We start from the raw sequence: 20383 nt of genomic DNA, 5'->3' as shown, positions 1-20383 counted from the left end.
CAGCCTCCTGTCAGTTGATCTGACAGCTGCTGACTTTTGCTGTCAAGTGCGTTGAAGCATGATCGCCCCCATCGCTTTTTGTCTTTGGAGGTAACCCCGGGTGCAGGGATTGAAACGCAAGTTGGTCTACGTGACTTTCTATGAACTGATCGGGCTATGCATGTCGACCCTCGGGCTGGCCTACCTGTCAGATACGCAGGCGTCGCATACCGGGCCGCTGGCGGTGATGATCACCACCATCGCCATGCTCTGGAACCTGATCTACAACACCCTGTTCGAGTACTGGGAGAGCCGCCAGGCAAAGCGGGGACGCAGCGTGGCGCGGCGGGTGGTGCATGCCATCGGCTTCCAGTTGACCCTGGTGGTGTACCTGATTCCGCTGATTGCCTGGTGGCTGGACATGACATTGCTGGAGGCGCTGCTGGTGGATATGGCCTTCATCATCCTGGTGCCGTGCTACACCTTTGCCTACAACTGGGCGTTTGATCGTGTGTTTGGCCTGCCACGTTCTGCCCTGGCCACAGCTTGATACGGCCTTGCGCGGCGAAAACGCCGGCACAGGCCGCCTCTAAGGTGGCAGGCGAATGATCAAAGGCGCCTGCTGCTGCTCGACCTGCTGCTCCACCGGCCGCGGCGCACTGGCCAGCAAGCTGTCCTCAACCTGCCCCGACAGGTAATAGACCCCCGCCATGGCCCCGCTCTGGCGGTTCTCCATCAACTCCTGCCATTCCTGGTTCAACGCCACGTTCAGGATCACCCGCAGTTGTTCGACCATCTGCGGGTGGTCACGGTCATGGGTCATCACCCCGTAACCGGCTGCAGCAATCGAAATCATCGCCCCTGCCACCTTGCCCACTGCCGATGCCACGGCACTGGCGATACCGCGTGGGGCCAGGGTGGCGCCAAGCTTTTCGCTGGCCTGGGTGGCCACCGAGTTGAGCCCGACATCGGTCCGGCCAGGGCCTTTGCTGGCCTGCTGATGCAAGTGCTGGCGCATGGCTTGCCAGGCCGGCTGCTGGTCCAGTGACTTGGCCCGCAGCAGCTGATACAGGCTGGCATTGCGCGCATCCGGTGGCCCCAGGGCGATGGCGGGGATACGGTTGAGGCGCTGGCTGAACTGCTCGGGCGGCGCGTTGTACCGGCTAATGATCGCCGGCAGTTGCTGGCCGAGCAGTTGCAGGTACAGTTCGCAGGCGCGGTCGCGGATGTCCTCGGGGTTGATCTGCTCGGCTACCGGCTCGATCACCCGCGCGCGATACTGCTCCTGCAGGTACAGGGCCAGGCGTTTTTCTGCCGGTTCCCGACCCTCGCCGCTGTCGAGCTTGTACCAGGCCACCTTGAGGGTCAGCCACTGCTGGGTCCAGTAACCCGTGAACCAGGGGATGAAGTCGCGCTCGGTGCGTTGTTGCACCTGCTCCTTCCACACCCGCATGGAGCGCCGGGCATAGTCGTTGGCGGAGCCGGCGGCACCGACCGAGGCATCGATCAGTTCCTGGTCGATGCGTTGCCAGGCCGCGGGGGTGAGTATTGTGGGCGGCGGCGGGGCAGGGGGGCGCTTGCTCGCACAACCGCCGAGGGCCAGCAGAAGGCAGAGCAACAGGAGGACTCGAGAACTCACGCGACCGCCTCCCTGGTAGAGGCTGGGGGGGTTCTCGAAGTATAGGGTGGGGCTGTTGGGGCTGCTGTGCAGCCCATCGCCCGCTCAGCAGCGCTGCAAATGGTTGCGTGAGCGCGGCCTGCGTCAGAGCGATCGCGTCAGCCTGGTCGGGTTATTCCAGGTCCAGCTTTTCTTCCAGGCGGTCAAGGTGCCTGTGCATCAACTCCAGGGCCGCTTCGGCATCACCTTGCTCCACGGCATCGATGATTGCCGCATGCTCTTCCCACGCGCAGTGATCGCAGCAAGGCGATTCGTAGCGAGCGATGATCAGCGAGGTCATCGGCACCAGTCCATTGAGAAATCGCGCCAGTGGCGCATTGGCCGCCACCTGCGCCAGTTTCAGATGGAACTCGCCGCCCAGGCGGATCGCCGCGCAGCGTTCGCCACGCTCATGGTGCTGGCGCTCGCGCTCTACCAGTTGCCGTAACTGGCGTACCTGCGCCGGCCGGGCGCGTTGCGCGGCCAGGGTGATCAGCGTGGTTTCGGCCAGACGCCGGGCACTGAGCACCTGACGTGCCTGGTCCGGGTCAGGCGCAGCCAGATGCGCGGTGTGGCTGGGGCGCTGGACTACCACCTGCTGGTCGGACAGGCGCCCGAGCACACGGCGGATCACCGTGCGGCTGACACCAAAGGCATGGCCCAGCGCCTGTTCGGGCAACAGACTGCCCGGTGGCAGGCGCTGTTCGAGAATGGCGTCGAACAGCCGCGGATAAATCTGCTCGGCCGACAGGCGGGTTTCGCCGGCCGCGAGCAGGGTAGGCAAGTGGGGGACGGCGTTCATGGGCACTCTCCTGAGGTCATGGATGCGGATGTTCGTCCGGGATATTCAGCGCGATGCCCATGCGCAGCCCTTCGGCCACGATGTGCTGACGCATCTGGGCACTGGCCTGGGCGCTGCTGCGTTCGCGAATGGCGCGCACCACCGCTTCGTTTTCCTTCAGCCGCGCGGCCAGGTGCTCGGGCGAGTTGCGCAGCATGTCGGCGCTTTGCTTCAGGGCATTGCCGGTCTGCTGCACCACGCTCTGGAAAATCGGGTTGGTGGTCAGGGCGAACAGCGCCTCATGGAAGGCAATGTAGGCTTTGACCCCGGCCTCGCTGTCATCGGCCTCCAGCGCTTCGCGCATGTCCATCAGGGTCAGGCGCAACTGGCCGATGTCCTGGCTGTTGGCCGACTGCGCCACCAGGCCGACGATGAACGGTTCGAGTGTGTAGCGCAGTTCCAGCACGTCGGCCAGGCTGGCCGCAGCACTGGTTTCCACGCCCGACGGCTGGGCATCGGCATCGAGCACCAACACGCCCTTGCCGGGTAACGAGCGCACCAGGCCCAGTGTTTCCAGCACGGTTACCGCTTCGCGCAGGCTGGGGCGGCTGATGCCCAGTTGTTCGGCCAGTTCGCGCTGGCCTGGCAGCATGTCGCCGGTGCGCCATTGGCCGCGGGCCAGGGCCTGGCGGAGTTTTTCCACCACTGAGTTGACGACGGTTGATGAGCTGATCACGGTTCGCTCCTGGAAGGGCCGGCGTCATGCCGGCCACGTTCGCTCAGAATTCCTGTTGATGGGCGCTGGGTTGCTTGCGTGGCGTGGGGGCAAAGCCAGGCTTGCCGTCGAGCACGTTCTGCGCACGTTCCAGGTCAATGTCCTTCTCCCAACGGGCGATGGCCACGGTGGCCACGCAGTTGCCGATCAGGTTGGTCAACGCCCGGCCGATACCCATGAACCAGTCCACCGCCAGCACCAGTACCAGGCCTACCACGGGAATCGCCGGTACCGCAGTCAGGGTGGCGGCAAGAATCACCAGTGCCGAGCCTGGGATGCCGTGAGCCCCCTTGGAAGTCACCAACGACACCAGCAGGATGGTCAGCAGGTCGGTCATTTCCAGTGGCGTGCCGGTGGCGTTGGCGATGAACACGATTGCCAGGGTGAGGTAGATGGAAAAACCATCGAGGTTGAACGAGTAGCCGGTAGGGATCACCAGGCCGACCGTGGAACTGCCGATGCCCAGGTGCTCAAGCTTGCGCATGATCTGTGGCAGCACGGCGTCGGAAGAGGCGGTGCCCAGGACGATGGTCAGCTCTTCGCGCAGGTACTTGATCAACGGCAGCAGTTTCAGGCCCGACAGGCGCATGACGGTGCCCAGCACGATCAGCACGAAGCCGGCACAGGTGAGGTAGAACAGCGCCACCAGCCCGCCCAGGTGCTGCAGCGACGCCAGGCCGTACTTGCTGGTGGTGAAGGCGATGGCACCGAACACGCCGATCGGCGCCAGGCGCACGATCATGCCCATGATGCGGAAGATCACATGGCTCAGTTCGTTGATCAGTCGCGAAATGCCGGCGGCCGAGTCACCCACCAGGTTCAGGGCGCTGCCGAACAGCACCGAGAACAGCAGCACCTGAAGAATGTTGTTGTCGGCGAAGGCACCGATCACCGAGGTGGGGATCAGGTCCATGAAGAATGCCGTGGCGCCATGGATGTGCTGGCCGCGCTCGGCCAAGCCGTTGGCATCGGCGGCCGACAGTTGATCCAGGTGAATGTTGGCACCGCTGCCAATGCCACTGGTGAAGGCGAACACCAGGCCGATCACCAGCGCCAGGGTAGTCAGCACTTCGAAGTAGATCACCGACTTCAGGCCGATGCGCCCGACCTTTTTCAGGTCACCCGCACCCGAAATGCCGCTGACCACCACGCAGAACACGATCAGGCCGATGAGCATCTTGATCAGCTTGATGAAGCCGTCGCCGAGGGGTTTGAGTTGCAGGGAGAGGTCGGGGAAGCTCAGACCGCAGGCGATGCCGAGGGCAAGGCCGAGTACGACTTGCAGGAAAATCGAACGCGAGCACCATTTGAGCATGGGAGGAGTCTCTGATCGGTGTCCTTGCTTCGGTAGCCGCACGGGGCGAAAGAGCGCAGGACTTAATTATTGTGGTCTTACCGGTTTGTTCAGCGCGAGGCCATAAAAGCGCGAAAAATCCCTGATTGCAAGGATTTTTGGCCTTACCGGTCTGACCAGTTGTGGGGCAATCCGGCCTGCCATGCTCTAGTTCGGTGCGTGCCGTGAAAGCGGGCGCGTGAAATAGCTCAGGGCTTGGCCAGTGCCTGGTCCACTGCTGCAATCAGCTTGCCAAGATCTTTGGGTGGGGCGTTGTGGATGACGCCGAACAGGTAGGCGCGCTGCTCCTCTTCGTCGTCCGGTTCAGCGAAGAAGTCCTTGGTCTTGACGCCCAGCACCTGGGCAAACGCCATGATTGCATCGATGCTGGGGGTGTAGGTGCTGGTTTCGAAACGGCTGATGGTCTTGGGGTCGAAGCCGGTCCGTTCGGCCAGTTGTGCCTGGGTCAGGCCCGCCAGCTTGCGGTAGCGGCGCAGGGCGATACCCAAAGCTGATCTCGTCATCGCTTAATTCCCATTTAGAATCAAGAACTTAACGATATCTATCAATGTGGCGCAACGCCATGATCGATCACCTTTGTTTTATTTATGTGATGAATTTCGTAGAATTCATGGCTTGACCGGTCAGTCATCGTCACCTTCCTTGTACCGTTCGGCCTCGTGCCGTAACGGCAGGAAGCGCTTTTGCCCATTGGAACGGATCCTCATGATTCGGTTCCGATGGCCGTCGATGAACTGGGTGCCGGCTTGTCATTGAATGGAGTCTCATCGTGCGCCTCAACTTGCCGGTAACCCCGGTCGAGCAACGTTTCCCCCCCCATCAGCGGCTGATTTCTGCTACCGATACCGCCAGCCTGATCACCTACTGCAACCCAGAGTTTGCCGCCATCAGTGGCTACAGCGAGGCCGAACTGATCGGCAGCCCGCACAACCTGGTGCGCCACCCGGATATGCCGCCGGCGGTGTACGAGTTGATGTGGCGCTACCTGAAAGCCGGCAAGAGCTGGATGGGTATCGTCAAGAACCGCTGCCGTAACGGCGACTACTACTGGGTCAATGCCTACGTCACGCCCATCCTCGAAGGTGGGCGGGTAGTGGGTTACGAGTCGGTGCGCGTATGCCCTACGCGCGAGCAAGTAGCCCGTGCCGAAGCCCTGTATGCGCGGCTGCGCAACGGCCAGGCGGCATTGTCGGCGCCGCGCCGGCTGAGCTTGCTGACGCAGGCCTTGGCCTTGCCACTGGCCGGTGGGCTGCTGGCAGTGGGGGCCAACCAGCTGTGGCCTGGCCTGGTGGGGCAGGGGCTGACCCTGGGGCTGTTCGTGGCCTGCGGCCTGTGGGCGCGCAATGCCCTCGGGCGGCAGCTGCAGCAGATTGTGCAGGGTGCCGACGGTGCCTTCGCCGACCCGATTGCAGCCTTGACCTACAGCGACCTGTCGGGTGCTGCCGGGCAGTTGCAACTGATGCTGATCAGCGAAGAGGCACGCCTGAAAACCGCCTTGACCCGGCTAAGCGATCTGGCCGGGCAAATGGCCGTGGCCGCTCGCGATGCCGGGCAGTTGTCGCGCAGCACCGAGGCGGCATTGCTGGAGCAGCGTGCCGAAACCGACCTGAGCGCCACTGCAATGAACCAGATGGCCGCCTCCATTGGCGAAGTGGCCAACCACGTGCAGTTGACCGCCGCCGAGGCACACACGGCGCACCTGCTGGCCGAGCAAGGTAGCCAGGTGGCCGATGCCAGCGGTGCGGCCATTCGTAACCTGGCCAGCACCGTGACGCAGATCAACCAGGCGGTCAGCCACCTGGCGGGTCAGACCGGCGCCATCGCCGAGGCCGCCGGGATGATCCGCGGCATTGCCGAGCAAACCAACCTGCTGGCCCTTAACGCCGCCATCGAGGCTGCCCGTGCGGGCGAGCAGGGCCGGGGCTTTGCCGTGGTCGCCGACGAGGTGCGGGCACTGGCCGACAAGACCCGCCAGTCCACCCTGCACATCCAGGCCATCATCGATGCCCTGCGCAGTGGCGCCGAGGAAGCCGTGGCGATCGCCAGCCGAGGCATCGACGGTGCCGAGCAGGGCGTTGCCCAGGTGCAGGAAGCCCGGCAGGCGCTGCATGGCATTCGTGACGCGGTACAGCGCATCAGCGATATGAGCCAGCAGATGGCCACCGCCTCGCAGCAGCAGTCGGCGGTGGCAGAAGACGTTTCGCGGCAGATCAACGGCGTAGCCGGTATTGCCCAGCACAGCGCCCATAGCGCCAACGCCGCCGCCTCGCGCGGTACCGAACTGGAACACGTGTGCGCCGGATTGCGCGCCCTGGTGGAGCGCTTCAACCGCTAAGGCAGGATGCTTTATGGATGATAACTATCGCGCGGCCGTGGACGCGGCCGCGATCTTTTCGGAAACCGACCTGCGTGGGAACATCACCTACGTCAATCAGCAATTCTGCAGCATCTCGGGCTACAGCCGTGAGGAACTGTTGGGGGCCAACCACCGCATCCTCAATTCCGGGCTGCATGAACCGACGTTCTTTGTCGGCATGTGGCGGGCGTTGGTCGCCGGGCGGGTGTGGAAGGGCGAAATCTGCAACCGGTCCAAGGACGGTTCGTTGTATTGGGTCGACAGCACCATGGTGCCACTGGTCGATCCGCTGACAGGCCAGGTGCGCAAGTATGTGTCGATCCGCTTTGACGTCACCGAGAAGCGCCAGTTGCTGCATACCTTGCAGTGGCGGGTGGGGCACGATGTGCTCACCGGCCTGCCCAACCGTGCCTACCTGTCCGACCTGCTGAACCAGGCCCTGGCCTACTCGCGCCGCGAAGGCATCTCGCTGGCGGTGTGCATGCTCGACCTGGATGGTTTCAAGGCGGTCAACGACGGCTACGGGCATGCCGTGGGTGACCTGCTGCTGGTGGAAGTGGCGCAGCGCTTGAAGAGCATCCTGCGCGGTGGTGATGCCGTGGCCCGGCTGTCGGGCGACGAATTCGTGCTGATCCTGCGCGACGTCGACGATGAGCACCAGCTGCATGCAGCCCTGCAGCGGGTATTGCGTGCATTGGCGGCGCCTTGTGTGGTGCGTGAGCATACGCTGTCGCTCAGCGCCAGTATCGGCGTGACCCTGTACCCGCAGGATGACGAAGATGCCGACACGTTGGTGCGCCATGCCGACCAGGCCATGTATGTGGCCAAGCAGCGCGGGCGCAACCGTTACCACCTGTTCGACGTGTCGCAGGAACAGGAACTCAAGGCCACCCACCAGACCGTGGCGCGCGTGCGCCGGGCGCTGCGCAACGGTGAGCTGTGCCTTTACTACCAGCCCAAGGTCAACCTGCGCAGTGGCAAGGTACTGGGCTTCGAGGGTTTATTGCGCTGGCAGCGGCCAGGCCGTGGCGTGGTGCCGCCTGGTGATTTCCTGCCCTGGGTAGAGCAGACCGACCTGATCGTCGAAATCGGCGAGTGGGTGATCGGGCAGGCGTTGAGCCAGTTGCAGGCCTGGCAGCGCCAAGGGCAACCCTGGTCGCTGAGCGTGAATATCGCCGCGCGGCATTTGCAGCGCAGTGACTTTGCCGAGCGCCTGCAGCAACTGCTGGCAGCGTACCCGGCGGTGGACCCGGCGCTGCTGGACCTGGAAATCGTCGAGTCGGTGGCCATCGACAACCTGCAGCATGTCAGCCGTTGCCTGGATGCCTGCCGTGCGCTGGGTGTGCGTTTCTCGCTGGACGATTTCGGCACCGGTTATTCGTCCTTGAGTTACCTGAAACGCTTGCCGACCCAGACGATCAAGATCGACCAGTCGTTCGTGCGTGACATCCTTCATGACCAGGACGACCTGGCGCTGACGGAGGCAGTGATCGGCCTGGCCCGGGCGTTTGGCCGCGAGGTGATTGCCGAGGGGCTGGAGAGTGTCGAGCACGGCCGGGTACTGATGGGCCTGGGCTGCGAGCTGGCGCAGGGTTACTGCATTGCCCGGCCGATGCCCGCCAGTGACGTGCAAGCCTGGGCACAGGCCTACCGGCAGCCAGTGCAGTGGCGTGACCCTTGAAGGTCATCAGCGGGCCGTGGTCTTGACCTGCACGGGGGGCGCCACCTGCTTGTCGATCAGGGGTGGCTTCGAAAACCTGCTGTGCGGCGCGCTTCCGGGCCAATCGATTCATCGCCCACGCAACCGCTTGTACAGTGTGGTGCGGCTGATACCAAGTCGGCGGGCCACCGCCGACAGGTTGCCATTGGCTTGCTCGACCAGGCTCTGCAGGTCCGTCTCTTCAGTCGCTATCGGCACCGGTGTTTTCGACTCGGCCAGAAAACCCGCAGGAAGGTGTTCGACGCCTACCGGCCCGTTGGCCGCCAGGGCCAACGCGACCTGTAGCACGCTCACCAGTTCGCGCAGGTTGCCCGGCCAGGGGTGTTGATCGAACAGGTCGATAATGGCCGGCGGCAGCCGCGCAGGTTGCCCGGGCTCGCGGTAGCGGGCATGCACCTGCTCAATCAGCTGGCGCCGGTCAGCGCGTTCGCGCAGGGGGGGCAGCACCAGCGTCAGGCCGGCGATGCGGTAGTACAGGTCCTGGCGAAAGCGCCCGGCGCGCACTTCTTCGGCCAGGTTGCGATTGCTCGCCGACACCACGCGGATATCCACCGGCACCGGTTCGCCACTGCCCAGCGGCTGGATGCTGCGTGACTGCAGTACGCGCAGCAGACGGGCCTGGGTGGGCAGTGGCATGTCGCCAATCTCATCCAGAAACAGGATGCCGTGGTCGGCCTTGCGGATCAGCCCCGGGTTGCCCTTGTGGTGGGCGCCGGTGAACGCGCCTTTGTCATAGCCGAACAGTTCCGACTCCACCAGTTCGGCCGGGATCGCCGCACAGTTTACGGCGACCAGCGGCTGCCTGGCGCGGCTGCTGGCCCGGTGCAGGGTGTCGACGAACACTTCTTTGCCTACGCCTGTTTCGCCCTCGACCAACACCGGGATGTCCTTTTCCAATAGCAGGCCGGCTTGTATCAAGGCTTTTTCCAGGCGCGGCTCGGCACTGCCGGCTTCGGGGCGGCGAGTGGTTTCGCGTGGGGGGTGCCACTGGCAGTGAAAGCGGTTGCGCCCGGTGGCCTGCAGAGCGAAGGGCTGTTGTCGGGGATGGCTGAGCAGCTGTTGCAGGGGTAACTGGAACAGTTGCTCGATGTTTTGCTCCAGCGGGTTTACACCGAGCAGGCTATCGGCCCGGTGATTGGCGGCCAAAACCTGCCCGCGTTCATCGAACACCAGCAAGCCGGCCCAAGGGCTGTCGAGGTTGTCGGAGGCGCTGTTGAAGATCAGTTGTGCATGCTGGTCAGCATGTTCGGCGAGGATCAGGCGGTTCTCCAGGCTCTGGCCCATCATGCGCACCAGCCCAAGCGTCTGGCTGGCCGGCAGGTAGCCGTCGCTGGCTACGTCGAGCGCCCCGACCAGCTGCCGTGCGGCGTCGAACAGGGGGGCGGCGGCGCTGGACATGTAGCGGTTCTGGCGCAGGAAGTGTTCGTCCTGGCCGACGTGAACCGCTTCGGCGCAAATCAGTGTGGTGCCCAGGGCGTTGGTACCGACGCCACGTTCGTGCCAATGGGCGCCGGCGCTGAAACCATGGTGCTGGCGCGGTTCGATGAAACGCCGCGAGCCCCAGCTGTCGAGCAGGCAGCCACTGGCATCGGCCAGCATCACCAGGTAGCTGGCGTTACCCAAGAGGTGCGCATAGTGCGGTAGCACTTCCTCGCGGGTCAGGCGCAGCAGGTTTTGGCGCCGCTCCAGCAGGGCACTGAGCTCGGCGCGGGACAGGCAGTCAAAGTCTGGCGCATGCTGCGGCTGCAGGCCGTGGGCGCGGCAGCGGTCCCAGGACGCCTGGATCAGTTGGGTGTGGGTCGAAGTGGATGCGGCCACGGGCCTGTCCTGTGTGATTGTTGTCATGGGTCGACCGCCGTTCAGTGTTGTTCACGGCTGTTCATTGTCAAACTGGCCAGTGTCCAGTTGTGCAGTGATTGTGTTCACGTGCGAACCCGCGATTTGCCAGCGCTGCCACCCAGGCCCCGAACCAGAGCATCGGGCAAGGACTGGCACGGAACTGGCTGTACCCGGCAGACAACAATCACAAAAAGGCCACGCCATGTCCCTGGTGCTGGAGCAGGTCAGCCGTAGCGTCGACAACCAGCCGTGGATCGTCGATGCGTCACTGCGTTTCGAGCCCGGCTCGTTCAATGTGCTGCTGGGTCGCACCCTGGCCGGCAAGACCAGCCTGATGCGCCTGATGGCCGGGCTGGACCGTCCTGACCGGGGGCGGGTGCTGATGGATGGCCAGGACGTCACCGGTGTGCCGGTGCGTCAGCGCAATGTGTCGATGGTGTATCAGCAATTCATCAATTACCCGACCTTGAGCGTGTACGAAAACATCGCCTCGCCGCTGCGCCAGGCGCGCATGGCCGAGGACCAGATCCGGCGGCGGGTGCAGGAAACTGCCGAGATGCTGCGCATCGAAACCTACCTGCAACGCCTGCCACTGGAGCTCTCCGGCGGCCAGCAGCAACGCACGGCGATGGCCAGGGCATTGGTCAAGGATGCCTCGTTGATCCTCTTCGACGAGCCATTGGTCAACCTCGACTACAAGTTGCGCGAAGGCCTGCGCCAGGAGCTGCGCGAGCTGTTCGCGGCGCGCCATTGCATTGCTGTGTACGCCACCACCGAGCCCAACGAGGCGCTGGCGCTGGGCGGCACCACCACCCTTGTGCACGAAGGCCGTATCGTGCAGAGCGGGCCCACCGCCGAGGTCTATCAGCGCCCCAGCAGCGTGCTGGCTGCCGAGCTGTTTTCCGAGCCGCCGATCAACCTGGTGTCTGGCCGTATCACGGGTAACGAGGTGAGCCTGGCCCAGACCGTGCACTTTGCCCGCAATGCCGACCTGGAGCCGCTGGCCGAGGGTGACTACCGCTTCGGCGTGCGCCCCAGTCATATCGCGCTGGTGCCGGCCCACGACGATGACCTGGAGCTGGCGGTACTGGTGGAGTTGGCCGAGATCAGTGGGTCAGAAACATTTCTGCATGTGCGCAACGAATACTGGCGCATGGTGCTGCACCTTCCCGGGGTGCACGAGTACCAGGTGGACACGCCGATACGCGTGTTCATCCCCACGCACAAGCTGTTCGTTTTCGACAGCGCCGGGGTGTTGGTGCAGGCTCCGGGGCTGCGCCAGACAAGGAGAGGGTGATGGCCGAAATCCGCCTGCGCCAGCTGGCGCACAGTTACAGCCGCCAGCCCGCCAGCGAGGCAGACTATGCCCTGCACGCACTCGAACATGTGTGGGAGCAGGGCGGTGCCTATGCGTTGCTCGGGCCGTCGGGCTGCGGCAAGTCGACCTTGCTCAATATCATTTCCGGGCTGCTGACGCCGTCTCATGGCGAGGTGCTGTTCGACGGCAAGCCGGTCAACCAGCTGTCCCCGCAGGCGCGCAATATCGCCCAGGTGTTCCAGTTCCCGGTGGTGTACGACACCATGACAGTGTTCGACAACCTGGCCTTCCCCTTGCGCAACCAGGGGCTCGATGAAGCCCGGGTGCGTGCCCGGGTGGAAGAAATTGCCGAAGTGCTCGAGCTGACTGCCGTGTTGCGCAAGAAAGCACGCAACCTCACCGCCGATGAAAAGCAGAAAGTCTCCATGGGGCGTGGCCTGGTGCGCGATGACGTGTCGGCGATCCTGTTCGACGAGCCGCTGACGGTGATCGACCCGCATCTGAAGTGGAAGCTGCGGCGCAAGCTGAAGCAGATTCATGAGCAGTTCAACATCACCATGATCTACGTCACCCACGACCAGTTGGAGGCCTCCACCTTCGCCGACAAGATCGCGGTGATGCACGGCGGACGCATCGTCCAGTTCGGCACCCCGCGCGAGCTGTTCGAGCGACCGCGGCATACATTCGTTGGTTATTTCATCGGTAGCCCGGGCATGAACTTGATCGACGTGCGTGCCGAGGCGGGCGCGGTGGTGTTCGGCGATGTCCAGTTGGTACTGCCCGATGGCTTGTGCGAGCGCCTGGCTGCATTGGCGGGCGGGCGGCTGCAGGTGGGCATTCGCCCGGAGTTCGTGCAGCTGTGGGACAGCCCGTTCGAGGGTGCCTACCCGGCACGGGTGCTGGACGTCGAAGACCTGGGTACCTATCGCATCGTCACCCTCGAACTGGGCGGTGTCGCGCTCAAGGCGAGGCTGGGCGAGGACCGCCCGTTGCCTGTGGACAAGGCTTGGGTCAGCCTGCCGGCGCAGTGGCTGATGCTGTATGTCGACGATGTGCTGCTGGAGGCCGGGCCATGAACAACAAGGTGCCGAACAACAAGGCCTGGTGGCTGGTGCTGCCGGTGTTCCTGCTGGTCGCGTTCAGCGCGGTGGTGCCGATGATGACGGTGGTCAACTACTCGGTGCAAGACATCTTCGACCAGTCCAGCCGCTACTTCGTCGGTGCCGACTGGTACCGCCAGGTACTGCGCGACCCGGCGCTGCACGACGCATTGCTGCGCCAGTTCATTTACTCGGCCTGTGTACTGCTGATCGAAATTCCGTTGGGTATAGGCATCGCCCTGGCCATGCCAACCAAAGGCCGTATGGCCTCGGTGTGCCTGATCGTCATGGCTATCCCGTTGCTGATCCCGTGGAACGTGGTCGGCACTATCTGGCAGATTTTCGGCCGGGCCGACATTGGCCTGCTCGGCGCTTCCCTGGCCAAGCTCGGGGTCAGCTACAACTACGCCGGTGACCCGTTCGACGCCTGGCTCACCGTGCTGGTGATGGATGTGTGGCACTGGACTTCGTTGGTGGCTTTGCTGTGCTATTCGGGGCTGCGTGCGATCCCCGACGTGTACTACCAGGCCGCGCGCATCGATCGGGCCTCGGGTTGGGCGGTGTTTCGCCATATCCAGCTGCCCAAGCTCAAGAACGTGCTGGTGATCGCGTTGATGCTGCGCTTCATGGACAGTTTCATGATCTACACCGAGCCGTTCGTGCTGACTGGCGGCGGGCCAGGCAACGCGACCACGTTCCTCAGCCAAACCCTCACGCGTATGGCTGTAGGGCAGTTCGACCTGGGGCCGGCGGCAGCGTTTTCACTGGTGTACTTCCTGATCATCCTGCTGGTGTCGTGGCTGTTCTACACAGCCATGACCCATGCCGACAAGGACTAGGCCATGAGCACACGCAAATCAATGGCCCTGCTGCTGTACTTCTTCTTCCTGCTGGTGCCGATCTACTGGTTGCTGAACATGTCGTTCAAGAGCAACGCCGAGATCCTTGGCGGCCTGACCCTGTGGCCGCAGGCGTTCACGCTCGACAACTACCGAGTGATCTTCACCGACGCCAGCTGGTACAGCGGCTACATCAACTCGCTGTACTACGTGTGCCTGAACACGCTGATTTCACTGCTCGTGGCGTTGCCCGCGGCCTATGCCTTCTCGCGCTACCGCTTTCTCGGCGACCGCCACCTGTTCTTCTGGCTGCTGACCAACCGCATGGCGCCACCGGCGGTGTTCCTGCTGCCGTTCTTCCAGTTGTACTCGTCGATCGGGCTGTTCGATACCCACATTGCCGTGGCGCTGGCCCATTGCCTGTTCAACGTACCGCTGGCGGTGTGGATCCTGGAGGGCTTCATGTCGGGTGTGCCAAGGGAAATCGACGAAACCGCCTACATCGACGGCTACAGTTTTCCGCGCTTCTTCGTGAAGATCTTCATTCCGCTGATTGGCTCCGGCATCGGCGTCACGGCGTTTTTCTGTTTCATGTTCTCCTGGGTCGAACTGCTGCTGGCGCGCACCCTGACCTCGGTGAATGCCAAGCCGATTGCCGCGGTGATGACCCGCACGGTGTCGGCATCGGGCATCGACTGGGGTGTGCTGGCGGCGGCGGGGGTGCTGACCATCTTGCCGGGCATGCTGGTGATCTGGTTCGTGCGCAATCATGTGGCCAAGGGCTTCGCCCTGGGCCGGGTGTGAGGAGGGCAACGCATGGAGTGGATGGCCTGGACCCTGCCGACAGCGCTGTTCTTCGTCGCTGTGGGCCTGTTGCTGCTGGGCATGACCCTGCTTGAACTGCGTCGCCCCTGCGTAGAGCGACGGGGCTTTTTGCCGCTGGTCACCAGCCGAGGTGACCGTTTGTTCATCGGCCTGCTGGCCAGCGCCTACCTGCACCTGCTGGTGGTCGGTGTCAGCGACTGGCCATTGTGGGTGGCCTCGCTGCTGTCGCTGGCGTGGCTGGCGGTGGTGTTGCGCTGGGGCTGAGCGAGCGGCCCTGTGGGATAACTGAAACGGGAGATCACAATGTTCGACAACAAACACAACAGGCGACATTTGACCCTGGCCGCGTTGCTGGTACTGGCCAGCGTGCAAGGCACAGCCTGGGCCGACCAGTACGAAGAGGCGGCAAAGAAATGGATCGGCAGTGAGTTCAAGCCTTCGACCCTTACCCCCGAACAGCAGTTGGCCGAATTGCAGTGGTTCATCAAGGCAGCCGAGCCGTTTCGCGGGATGAAGATCAACGTTGTGTCGGAAACCATCACCACCCATGAATACGAATCCAAGGTGCTGGCCAAGGCTTTCAGTGAAATCACCGGCATCCAGCTGACCCACGACCTGCTGCAGGAAGGCGACGTGGTGGAAAAACTGCAGACGCAGATGCAGTCGGACAAGAACATCTATGACGGCTGGGTCAACGACTCCGACCTGATCGGTACGCACTTTCGCTACGGCAAAGTGGAATCGATCACCGACCTGATGGCCAACGAGGGCAAAGCCTATACTTCGCCGACCCTCGACCTGAAGGACTTCATCGGTATTTCCTTCACCACCGCGCCCGATGGCAAGGTCTACCAACTGCCCGACCAGCAGTTCGCCAACCTGTACTGGTTCCGCGCCGACTGGTTCGAACGGCCGGAGTTGAAGGCCAGGTTCAAAGAGAAGTACGGCTATGAACTGGGGGTGCCAGTGAACTGGTCGGCGTACGAGGACATTGCCAAGTTCTTCACCGAAGACGTCAAGGAGATCGACGGCAAGCGCGTCTACGGGCACATGGACTACGGAAAGAAAGACCCGTCACTGGGCTGGCGCTTCACCGATGCCTGGTTCTCGATGGCCGGCGGCGGCGACAAGGGCCTGCCCAATGGTTTGCCGGTCGATGAATGGGGCATTCGCGTGGAGGACTGCCATCCGGTGGGTTCCAGCGTGACCCGCGGCGGCGATACCAATGGGCCGGCCGCCGTCTATGCCACGCAGAAGTACGTGGACTGGATGCGTGCTTACGCGCCCAAGGAAGCGCAGGGCATGACATTCTCCGAAGCCGGCCCTGTGCCGGCGCAAGGCAACATTGCCCAGCAGATATTCTGGTACACCGCATTCACCGCCGACATGACAAAGCCCGGCTTGCCGGTCGTGAATGCCGACGGCACGCCGAAGTGGCGCATGGCGCCTTCACCGAAGGGGCCTTACTGGGAAGAGGGTATGAAACTCGGCTACCAGGACACTGGCTCGTGGACCTTCTTCAAGTCCACCCCCGAGAAGCAACGCTTGGCGGCGTGGCTGTACGCCCAGTTCGTCACCTCAAAGACCGTATCGCTGAAAAAGACCATCGTCGGCCTGACGCCTATTCGTGAGTCGGACATCAACTCCCAGGCCATGACCGAGTTGGCGCCCAAGCTCGGTGGGCTGGTGGAGTTCTATCGCAGCCCCGCGCGGGTGCAGTGGACGCCGACCGGCACCAACGTGCCGGACTACCCGCGGCTGGCACAGCTGTGGTGGAGCCATATCGCCGAAGTCGCCAGTGGCGAAAAGACCCCGCAGGAAGCCCTGGATGGGCTGGCCCGCGACCAGGACCGCATGATGGAGCGTCTGCAACGCTCCAACGCCCAGGCGACGTGTGCACCCAAGCTGAATCCGGAGAAGGATGCCCAGTACTGGTTCGACCAGCCGGGTGCGCCGAAAGCCAAGCTGGCCAACGAAAAGCCCATGGGCGAGACCGTCAGCTACAACGAACTGCTGAAGTCCTGGGAGGCGGCCAGGAAGTGATCGGCTGAACACCGTGGTGGTTTCACCGACCGCGGGGGCCGTGCAACCGCTCGCTCGCGAAGAGGCCATTAGTCACGGGCAAAAAAAACGGCACCTGCAAAGGTGCCGTTTTCGCATCACGCGGTATTACTTGTGCAGCTCTTCTGCCGCATACAGCGTGTTCTCCAGCAGGCACGCCCGGGTCATCGGCCCGACGCCGCCCGGCACCGGTGTGATCCAGCCGGCGCGGGGCAGGGCAGTCTCGTAGACCACGTCGCCGACCAGCTTGCCGTCTTCCTGGCGGTTGATGCCCACGTCGATGACGATGGCGCCTTCCTTGACCCACTCACCCTTGACCAGGCCCGGCTTGCCGGCAGCCACGACCACCAGGTCGGCACGCCCGACATGGCCGGCCAGGTCCTTGGTGAAGCGGTGGCAGACGGTCACGGTGCAGCCGGCCAGCAGCAGTTCCATGGCCATCGGGCGGCCAACGATGTTGGACGCGCCGACGATCACCGCGTTCATGCCGTACAGGTCCTGGCCGGTGCTTTCCAGCAGGGTCATGATGCCTTTCGGTGTGCACGGGCGCAGCAGTGGAATACGCTGGGCCAGGCGGCCGATGTTGTACGGATGGAAGCCGTCCACATCCTTGTCCGGGCGAATGCGCTCGAGCAGCAACGAGGCGTCCAGGTGTGCCGGCAGCGGCAGTTGCAACAGGATGCCGTCGACGGCCGGGTCGTCATTGAGACGGTCGATCAGCTCGGTCAGGGCTTGTTGCGTGGTCTCGCTGGGCAGGTCGAAAGCCTGCGAAATGAAGCCGACCTCTTCGCAGTCCTTGCGCTTGTGCGAGACATAGACTTGGGAGGCGGGGTCGGTGCCGACCAGGATCACTGCCAGGCCCGGCGTACGCAGGCCTTGCTGGCGACGCTCCACGACACGTTGAGCGATCTGCTGGCGCAGGCTGGCGGCGATAGCCTTGCCATCGATTAGGTGTGCAGTCATAGACGCGTGATTAACCATCGAGAAGGAACAATAAAGAACGTGCATTCTCGCACGACATGGGCCAAGGGCAAAGGCGGGTGGTCGGGCAAATCCTCTAACCCCTTAAATAATTTAAATTTTTTCGAAAAAGGTGTTGACGACTTTCGGGGTCGACTATAAGATTCGCCGCACTTGTCGGGCACAGCCTAGCACTGGTTGGCTAAGTCGGGCAGAATGAGTGGTTTAACAGTTCCTTGTTAGCGTCTCGTTCGGTTAGGCTTCAAGCTTAAGCGCCCGTAGCTCAGCTGGATAGAGCATCCGCCTTCTAAGCGGATGGTCGCAGGTTCGAGTCCTGCCGGGTGCGCCATTAGGCAGCTTTGGCAAGCAAGTAGGCTGTAATGCAATATGGTGGGCGTAGCTCAGTTGGTAGAGCGCTGGATTGTGATTCCAGTTGTCGTGGGTTCGATTCCCATCGTCCACCCCATATTTTTCAAGGGCGCCTCGATAGCATCTGGCGCCTTTGTTTTAAGCGTTACGCGGACGTGGTGAAATTGGTAGACACACTGGATTTAGGTTCCAGCGGCGCAAGCTGTAAGAGTTCGAGTCTCTTCGTCCGCACCATGCTTCTGTAAGGTTGTACAGCAAGACCGCAATATGGTGGGCGTAGCTCAGTTGGTAGAGCGCTGGATTGTGATTCCAGTTGTCGTGGGTTCGATTCCCATCGTCCACCCCATATTCCTGAAAGGCGCCTTGATCGTGAGATCGGGCGCCTTTTTGTTTTGGGTCTGCGTAGCGGTGATGAGCCGCGCCCCAGCCAAAACACTTCCTGCCCCTTGTAATCCACTGGTGGCACCCCAATAAAAGCTGTTAGATTTCAGCCGGTTGAAACACCGGCCCGTTTGGCCGGCAAAGGACACCACGATGATTGCAAAAGAAGCCCGTCAGGCCTTGGCGCTGCAGCGCTTTGCCGAAGCCAATCCGCAGTTGATCGAGGAGATCCGCGAGCTGGATGCGCGTGAGCAGGCCCAGCAAATCGAGTGGGCGTTCGAGGATGCCGCCGAGGAGCAGGGTATTGAGCCTTGGGAGCTGGCGCTGCAATTGATTGCCGAGTCCCCGGAGCAGCTGCAGGCCATGCGCCTGGAAACGCACCGTGAAGTGGCCGAGGCGCTGGGGCTGGAATGGGAGGAGTACTGCCAGTTCAACGACATTGATCCTGAATAAAGGAAGCGAATGCGTTGCGGGTAGTTGTTTGACAAAGTATTTCGGCTGCAGGCCGCCCCCGGCGCCGCGCAGCCCCTGTTGGAAGCAGGCCTGGCGCTGTGCCGTGCGGGCCTTGAAAGTTAATCGACCGGCGTTGTTTTCAGTCGTCCCGTGCGGGGTGACTTCTGCTGCGTGACTCACTAGAATGTTTGCCCTTGATTCTGGAGTCGGGCTAACGCCGGCTAACGTCTGTGCAACGAGGAATATCCATGCAAGTTTCTGTTGAAAACACTTCCGCTCTCGAGCGCCGCATGACCATCGCCGTTCCGGCCGAGCGCGTCGAGAACGAAGTCAACAAGCGTCTGCAGCAGACTGCCAAGCGCGCCAAGATTGCGGGCTTCCGTCCTGGTAAAGTACCGATGACCGTGATCCGTCAGCGTTTCGAGGCGGACGCCCGTCAAGAGGCTTTCGGTGACCTGGTCCAGGCCTCCTTCTACGAAGCCATCGTCGAGCAGAAGCTGAACCCGGCTGGCGCCCCGGCTGTAGAGCCCAAGTCCTTCGAAAAGGGCAAGGATCTGGAGTTCGTCGCCATCTTCGAAGTGTTCCCTGAGTTCACTGTTGCGGGCCTCGAGTCGATCAAGGTCGAGCGCCTGAGCGCCGAAGTGGCTGACAGTGACCTGGACAACATGCTGGAAGTGCTGCGCAAGCAGAACACCCGCTTTGAGGCCGTCGAGCGCGCTGCGCAGAACGACGACCAGGTCAACATCGACTTCGTCGGCAAGGTCGACGGTGAAGCGTTTGCCGGTGGTTCGGCCAAGGGCACCCTGCTGGTGCTGGGTTCCGGCCGCATGATCCCAGGCTTCGAAGAAGGTCTGGTGGGCGCCAAGGCTGGCGAAGAGCGCGTTGTCAACGTGACCTTCCCAGAGGACTACCAGAACCTGGACCTGGCTGGCAAAGCCGCTGAGTTCACCATCACCGTCAACAGCGTTTCGGCACCTGTACTGCCAGAACTGAACGAAGAGTTCTTCGCCCAGTTCGGCATCAAGGAATCGACGCTGGAAGGCTTCCGCGCCGAAGTTCGCAAGAACATGGAGCGTGAGCTGCGTCAGGCGATCAAGACCAAGGTCAAGAACCAGGTCATGGACGGTCTGCTGGCCGCCAACCCGATCGAAGTGCCAAAAGCCCTGCTGGAAAACGAAGTCAACCGTCTGCGCGTGCAGGCTGTTCAGCAGTTTGGTGGCAACATCAAGCCTGAGCAGCTGCCAGTCGAGCTGTTCGAAGAGCAAGCCAAGCGCCGCGTCGTGCTGGGCCTGATCGTGGCCGAAGTGGTCAAGCAGTTCGAGCTGAAGCCGGACGACGCCAAGGTTCGCGAGATGATCGAAGAAATGGCGTCGGCTTACCAGGAGCCTGAGCAGGTCATCGCCTGGTACTACAAGAACGACCAGCAACTGAACGAAGTGCGTTCGGTTGTGCTGGAAGAACAAGTTGTAGATACTGTTCTGCAGAAAGCGACTGTGACCGACAAGTCGGTCTCGTACGAAGAAGCCGTTAAACCAGCCGAGGCTCCTGCCGCTGCTGAGTAACGGGCTTCTCTCGTAGGAAACCTCCACAAGCCAGCCTTCGAGCTGGCTTGTGCG

General features: G+C 62.6%; 18 protein-coding genes, 4 tRNA genes and 1 pseudogene. 16 read left to right on the top strand and 7 right to left on the bottom strand.

Going from position 1 to position 20383, the window contains the following annotated elements; genetic code table 11:
* Positions 1–100 precede the first annotated feature (100 nt).
* Positions 101–529: a PACE efflux transporter gene (locus tag ACI7M0_RS17520; RefSeq protein ID WP_014591695.1), complete on the top strand. Its 429-nt coding sequence runs from the start codon at positions 101–103 to the stop codon at positions 527–529.
* A gap of 39 nt (positions 530–568) precedes the next feature.
* Here ACI7M0_RS17520 and ACI7M0_RS17515 read toward each other — a convergent pair whose 3' ends face one another.
* The 5 genes from ACI7M0_RS17515 to ACI7M0_RS17495 all read right to left on the bottom strand — a co-directional run bounded on the left by ACI7M0_RS17515 (position 569) and on the right by ACI7M0_RS17495 (position 5049).
* Positions 569–1618, bottom strand: coding sequence for a hypothetical protein (locus ACI7M0_RS17515; RefSeq protein WP_104962152.1), 1050 nt, complete (start codon positions 1616–1618; stop codon positions 569–571).
* Positions 1619–1769: 151 nt separating this feature from the next.
* Positions 1770–2438 (bottom strand): GntR family transcriptional regulator, encoded by a 669-nt coding sequence (locus tag ACI7M0_RS17510; protein ID WP_010953229.1) that lies wholly within the window; start codon positions 2436–2438, stop codon positions 1770–1772.
* 16 nt (positions 2439–2454) lie between these two features.
* On the bottom strand, positions 2455–3153 hold the full coding sequence (locus ACI7M0_RS17505) for a FadR/GntR family transcriptional regulator (RefSeq protein WP_010953230.1): 699 nt from the start codon (positions 3151–3153) through the stop codon (positions 2455–2457).
* Positions 3154–3196: 43 nt separating this feature from the next.
* Positions 3197–4507 carry a C4-dicarboxylate transporter DctA gene (locus tag ACI7M0_RS17500; RefSeq protein WP_010953231.1) on the bottom strand — a complete coding sequence of 437 codons (1311 nt, stop codon included), beginning with the start codon at positions 4505–4507 and terminating at the stop codon, positions 3197–3199.
* Positions 4508–4734: 227 nt separating this feature from the next.
* Positions 4735–5049: a helix-turn-helix domain-containing protein gene (locus ACI7M0_RS17495; RefSeq protein ID WP_010953232.1), complete on the bottom strand. Its 315-nt coding sequence runs from the start codon at positions 5047–5049 to the stop codon at positions 4735–4737.
* A gap of 266 nt (positions 5050–5315) precedes the next feature.
* Here ACI7M0_RS17495 and ACI7M0_RS17490 point away from each other — a divergent pair.
* The 3 genes and pseudogenes from ACI7M0_RS17490 to ACI7M0_RS17480 all read left to right on the top strand — a co-directional run.
* A pseudogene (locus ACI7M0_RS17490) lies at positions 5316–5597 on the top strand (PAS domain-containing protein); the annotation flags it as partial.
* A gap of 408 nt (positions 5598–6005) precedes the next feature.
* Positions 6006–6881 (top strand): methyl-accepting chemotaxis protein, encoded by an 876-nt coding sequence (locus ACI7M0_RS17485; RefSeq protein ID WP_371264237.1) that lies wholly within the window; start codon positions 6006–6008, stop codon positions 6879–6881.
* A gap of 13 nt (positions 6882–6894) precedes the next feature.
* A complete protein-coding gene (locus ACI7M0_RS17480) occupies positions 6895–8583 on the top strand; it encodes a bifunctional diguanylate cyclase/phosphodiesterase (protein ID WP_020191755.1) in 1689 nt (562 codons plus the stop codon).
* A gap of 108 nt (positions 8584–8691) precedes the next feature.
* Here ACI7M0_RS17480 and ACI7M0_RS17475 read toward each other — a convergent pair whose 3' ends face one another.
* Positions 8692–10440: a sigma-54-dependent Fis family transcriptional regulator gene (locus ACI7M0_RS17475; protein WP_129933828.1), complete on the bottom strand. Its 1749-nt coding sequence runs from the start codon at positions 10438–10440 to the stop codon at positions 8692–8694.
* Positions 10441–10663: 223 nt separating this feature from the next.
* Here ACI7M0_RS17475 and ACI7M0_RS17470 point away from each other — a divergent pair, with 223 nt between their 5' ends.
* The 6 genes from ACI7M0_RS17470 to ACI7M0_RS17445 are packed head-to-tail and all read left to right on the top strand — an operon-like array spanning position 10664 to position 16586.
* Entirely contained in the window at positions 10664–11758 is a 1095-nt protein-coding gene (locus ACI7M0_RS17470; protein WP_129933830.1) for an ABC transporter ATP-binding protein, read from the top strand.
* The gene (locus ACI7M0_RS17465; protein ID WP_129933831.1) at positions 11758–12855 is read left to right on the top strand and encodes an ABC transporter ATP-binding protein; all 1098 of its coding nucleotides are present in this window, start codon (positions 11758–11760) and stop codon (positions 12853–12855) included. The genes ACI7M0_RS17470 and ACI7M0_RS17465 overlap by 1 nt, the downstream gene beginning before the upstream one ends.
* The gene (locus ACI7M0_RS17460; RefSeq protein WP_003250226.1) at positions 12852–13718 is read left to right on the top strand and encodes a carbohydrate ABC transporter permease; all 867 of its coding nucleotides are present in this window, start codon (positions 12852–12854) and stop codon (positions 13716–13718) included. The genes ACI7M0_RS17465 and ACI7M0_RS17460 overlap by 4 nt, the downstream gene beginning before the upstream one ends.
* A 3-nt stretch (positions 13719–13721) precedes the next feature.
* Positions 13722–14522: a carbohydrate ABC transporter permease gene (locus ACI7M0_RS17455; protein ID WP_003250228.1), complete on the top strand. Its 801-nt coding sequence runs from the start codon at positions 13722–13724 to the stop codon at positions 14520–14522.
* A gap of 12 nt (positions 14523–14534) precedes the next feature.
* A complete protein-coding gene (locus tag ACI7M0_RS17450) occupies positions 14535–14807 on the top strand; it encodes a DUF2160 domain-containing protein (RefSeq protein ID WP_129933833.1) in 273 nt (90 codons plus the stop codon).
* Positions 14808–14846: 39 nt separating this feature from the next.
* Positions 14847–16586 (top strand): ABC transporter substrate-binding protein, encoded by a 1740-nt coding sequence (locus ACI7M0_RS17445; RefSeq protein WP_003250232.1) that lies wholly within the window; start codon positions 14847–14849, stop codon positions 16584–16586.
* Positions 16587–16712: 126 nt separating this feature from the next.
* Here the strand turns inward: ACI7M0_RS17445 and folD are convergent, their stop codons facing one another.
* Complete coding sequence (gene folD, locus ACI7M0_RS17440; RefSeq protein WP_003250234.1) at positions 16713–17567, bottom strand: bifunctional methylenetetrahydrofolate dehydrogenase/methenyltetrahydrofolate cyclohydrolase FolD; 855 nt, start codon at positions 17565–17567, stop codon at positions 16713–16715.
* A 269-nt stretch (positions 17568–17836) separates the two neighbouring features.
* Between folD and ACI7M0_RS17435 the strand changes: the two genes are divergently transcribed.
* From ACI7M0_RS17435 to tig, 6 genes are all read left to right on the top strand, one after another.
* Positions 17837–17913 (top strand) — tRNA-Arg (locus tag ACI7M0_RS17435).
* A gap of 41 nt (positions 17914–17954) precedes the next feature.
* A tRNA-His gene (locus tag ACI7M0_RS17430) sits at positions 17955–18030 on the top strand.
* Between the two features lie 52 nt (positions 18031–18082).
* Positions 18083–18167, top strand: a tRNA-Leu gene (locus tag ACI7M0_RS17425).
* Positions 18168–18203: 36 nt separating this feature from the next.
* Positions 18204–18279: transfer RNA gene (locus ACI7M0_RS17420), tRNA-His, on the top strand.
* Between the two features lie 188 nt (positions 18280–18467).
* Positions 18468–18767, top strand: coding sequence for a DUF6388 family protein (locus ACI7M0_RS17415; RefSeq protein WP_104962145.1), 300 nt, complete (start codon positions 18468–18470; stop codon positions 18765–18767).
* Between the two features lie 248 nt (positions 18768–19015).
* On the top strand, positions 19016–20329 hold the full coding sequence (gene tig, locus ACI7M0_RS17410) for a trigger factor (RefSeq protein WP_014753846.1): 1314 nt from the start codon (positions 19016–19018) through the stop codon (positions 20327–20329).
* Positions 20330–20383: the final 54 nt, after the last annotated feature.

The organism is Pseudomonas sp. 10(2024), from assembly GCF_045164175.1.
In the GTDB taxonomy this organism is placed as follows: Bacteria; Pseudomonadota; Gammaproteobacteria; order Pseudomonadales; family Pseudomonadaceae; genus Aquipseudomonas; species Aquipseudomonas alloputida.
Note: the sequence above shows the minus strand (reverse complement) of the source record. Positions and strands in the feature narration are given on the sequence as shown.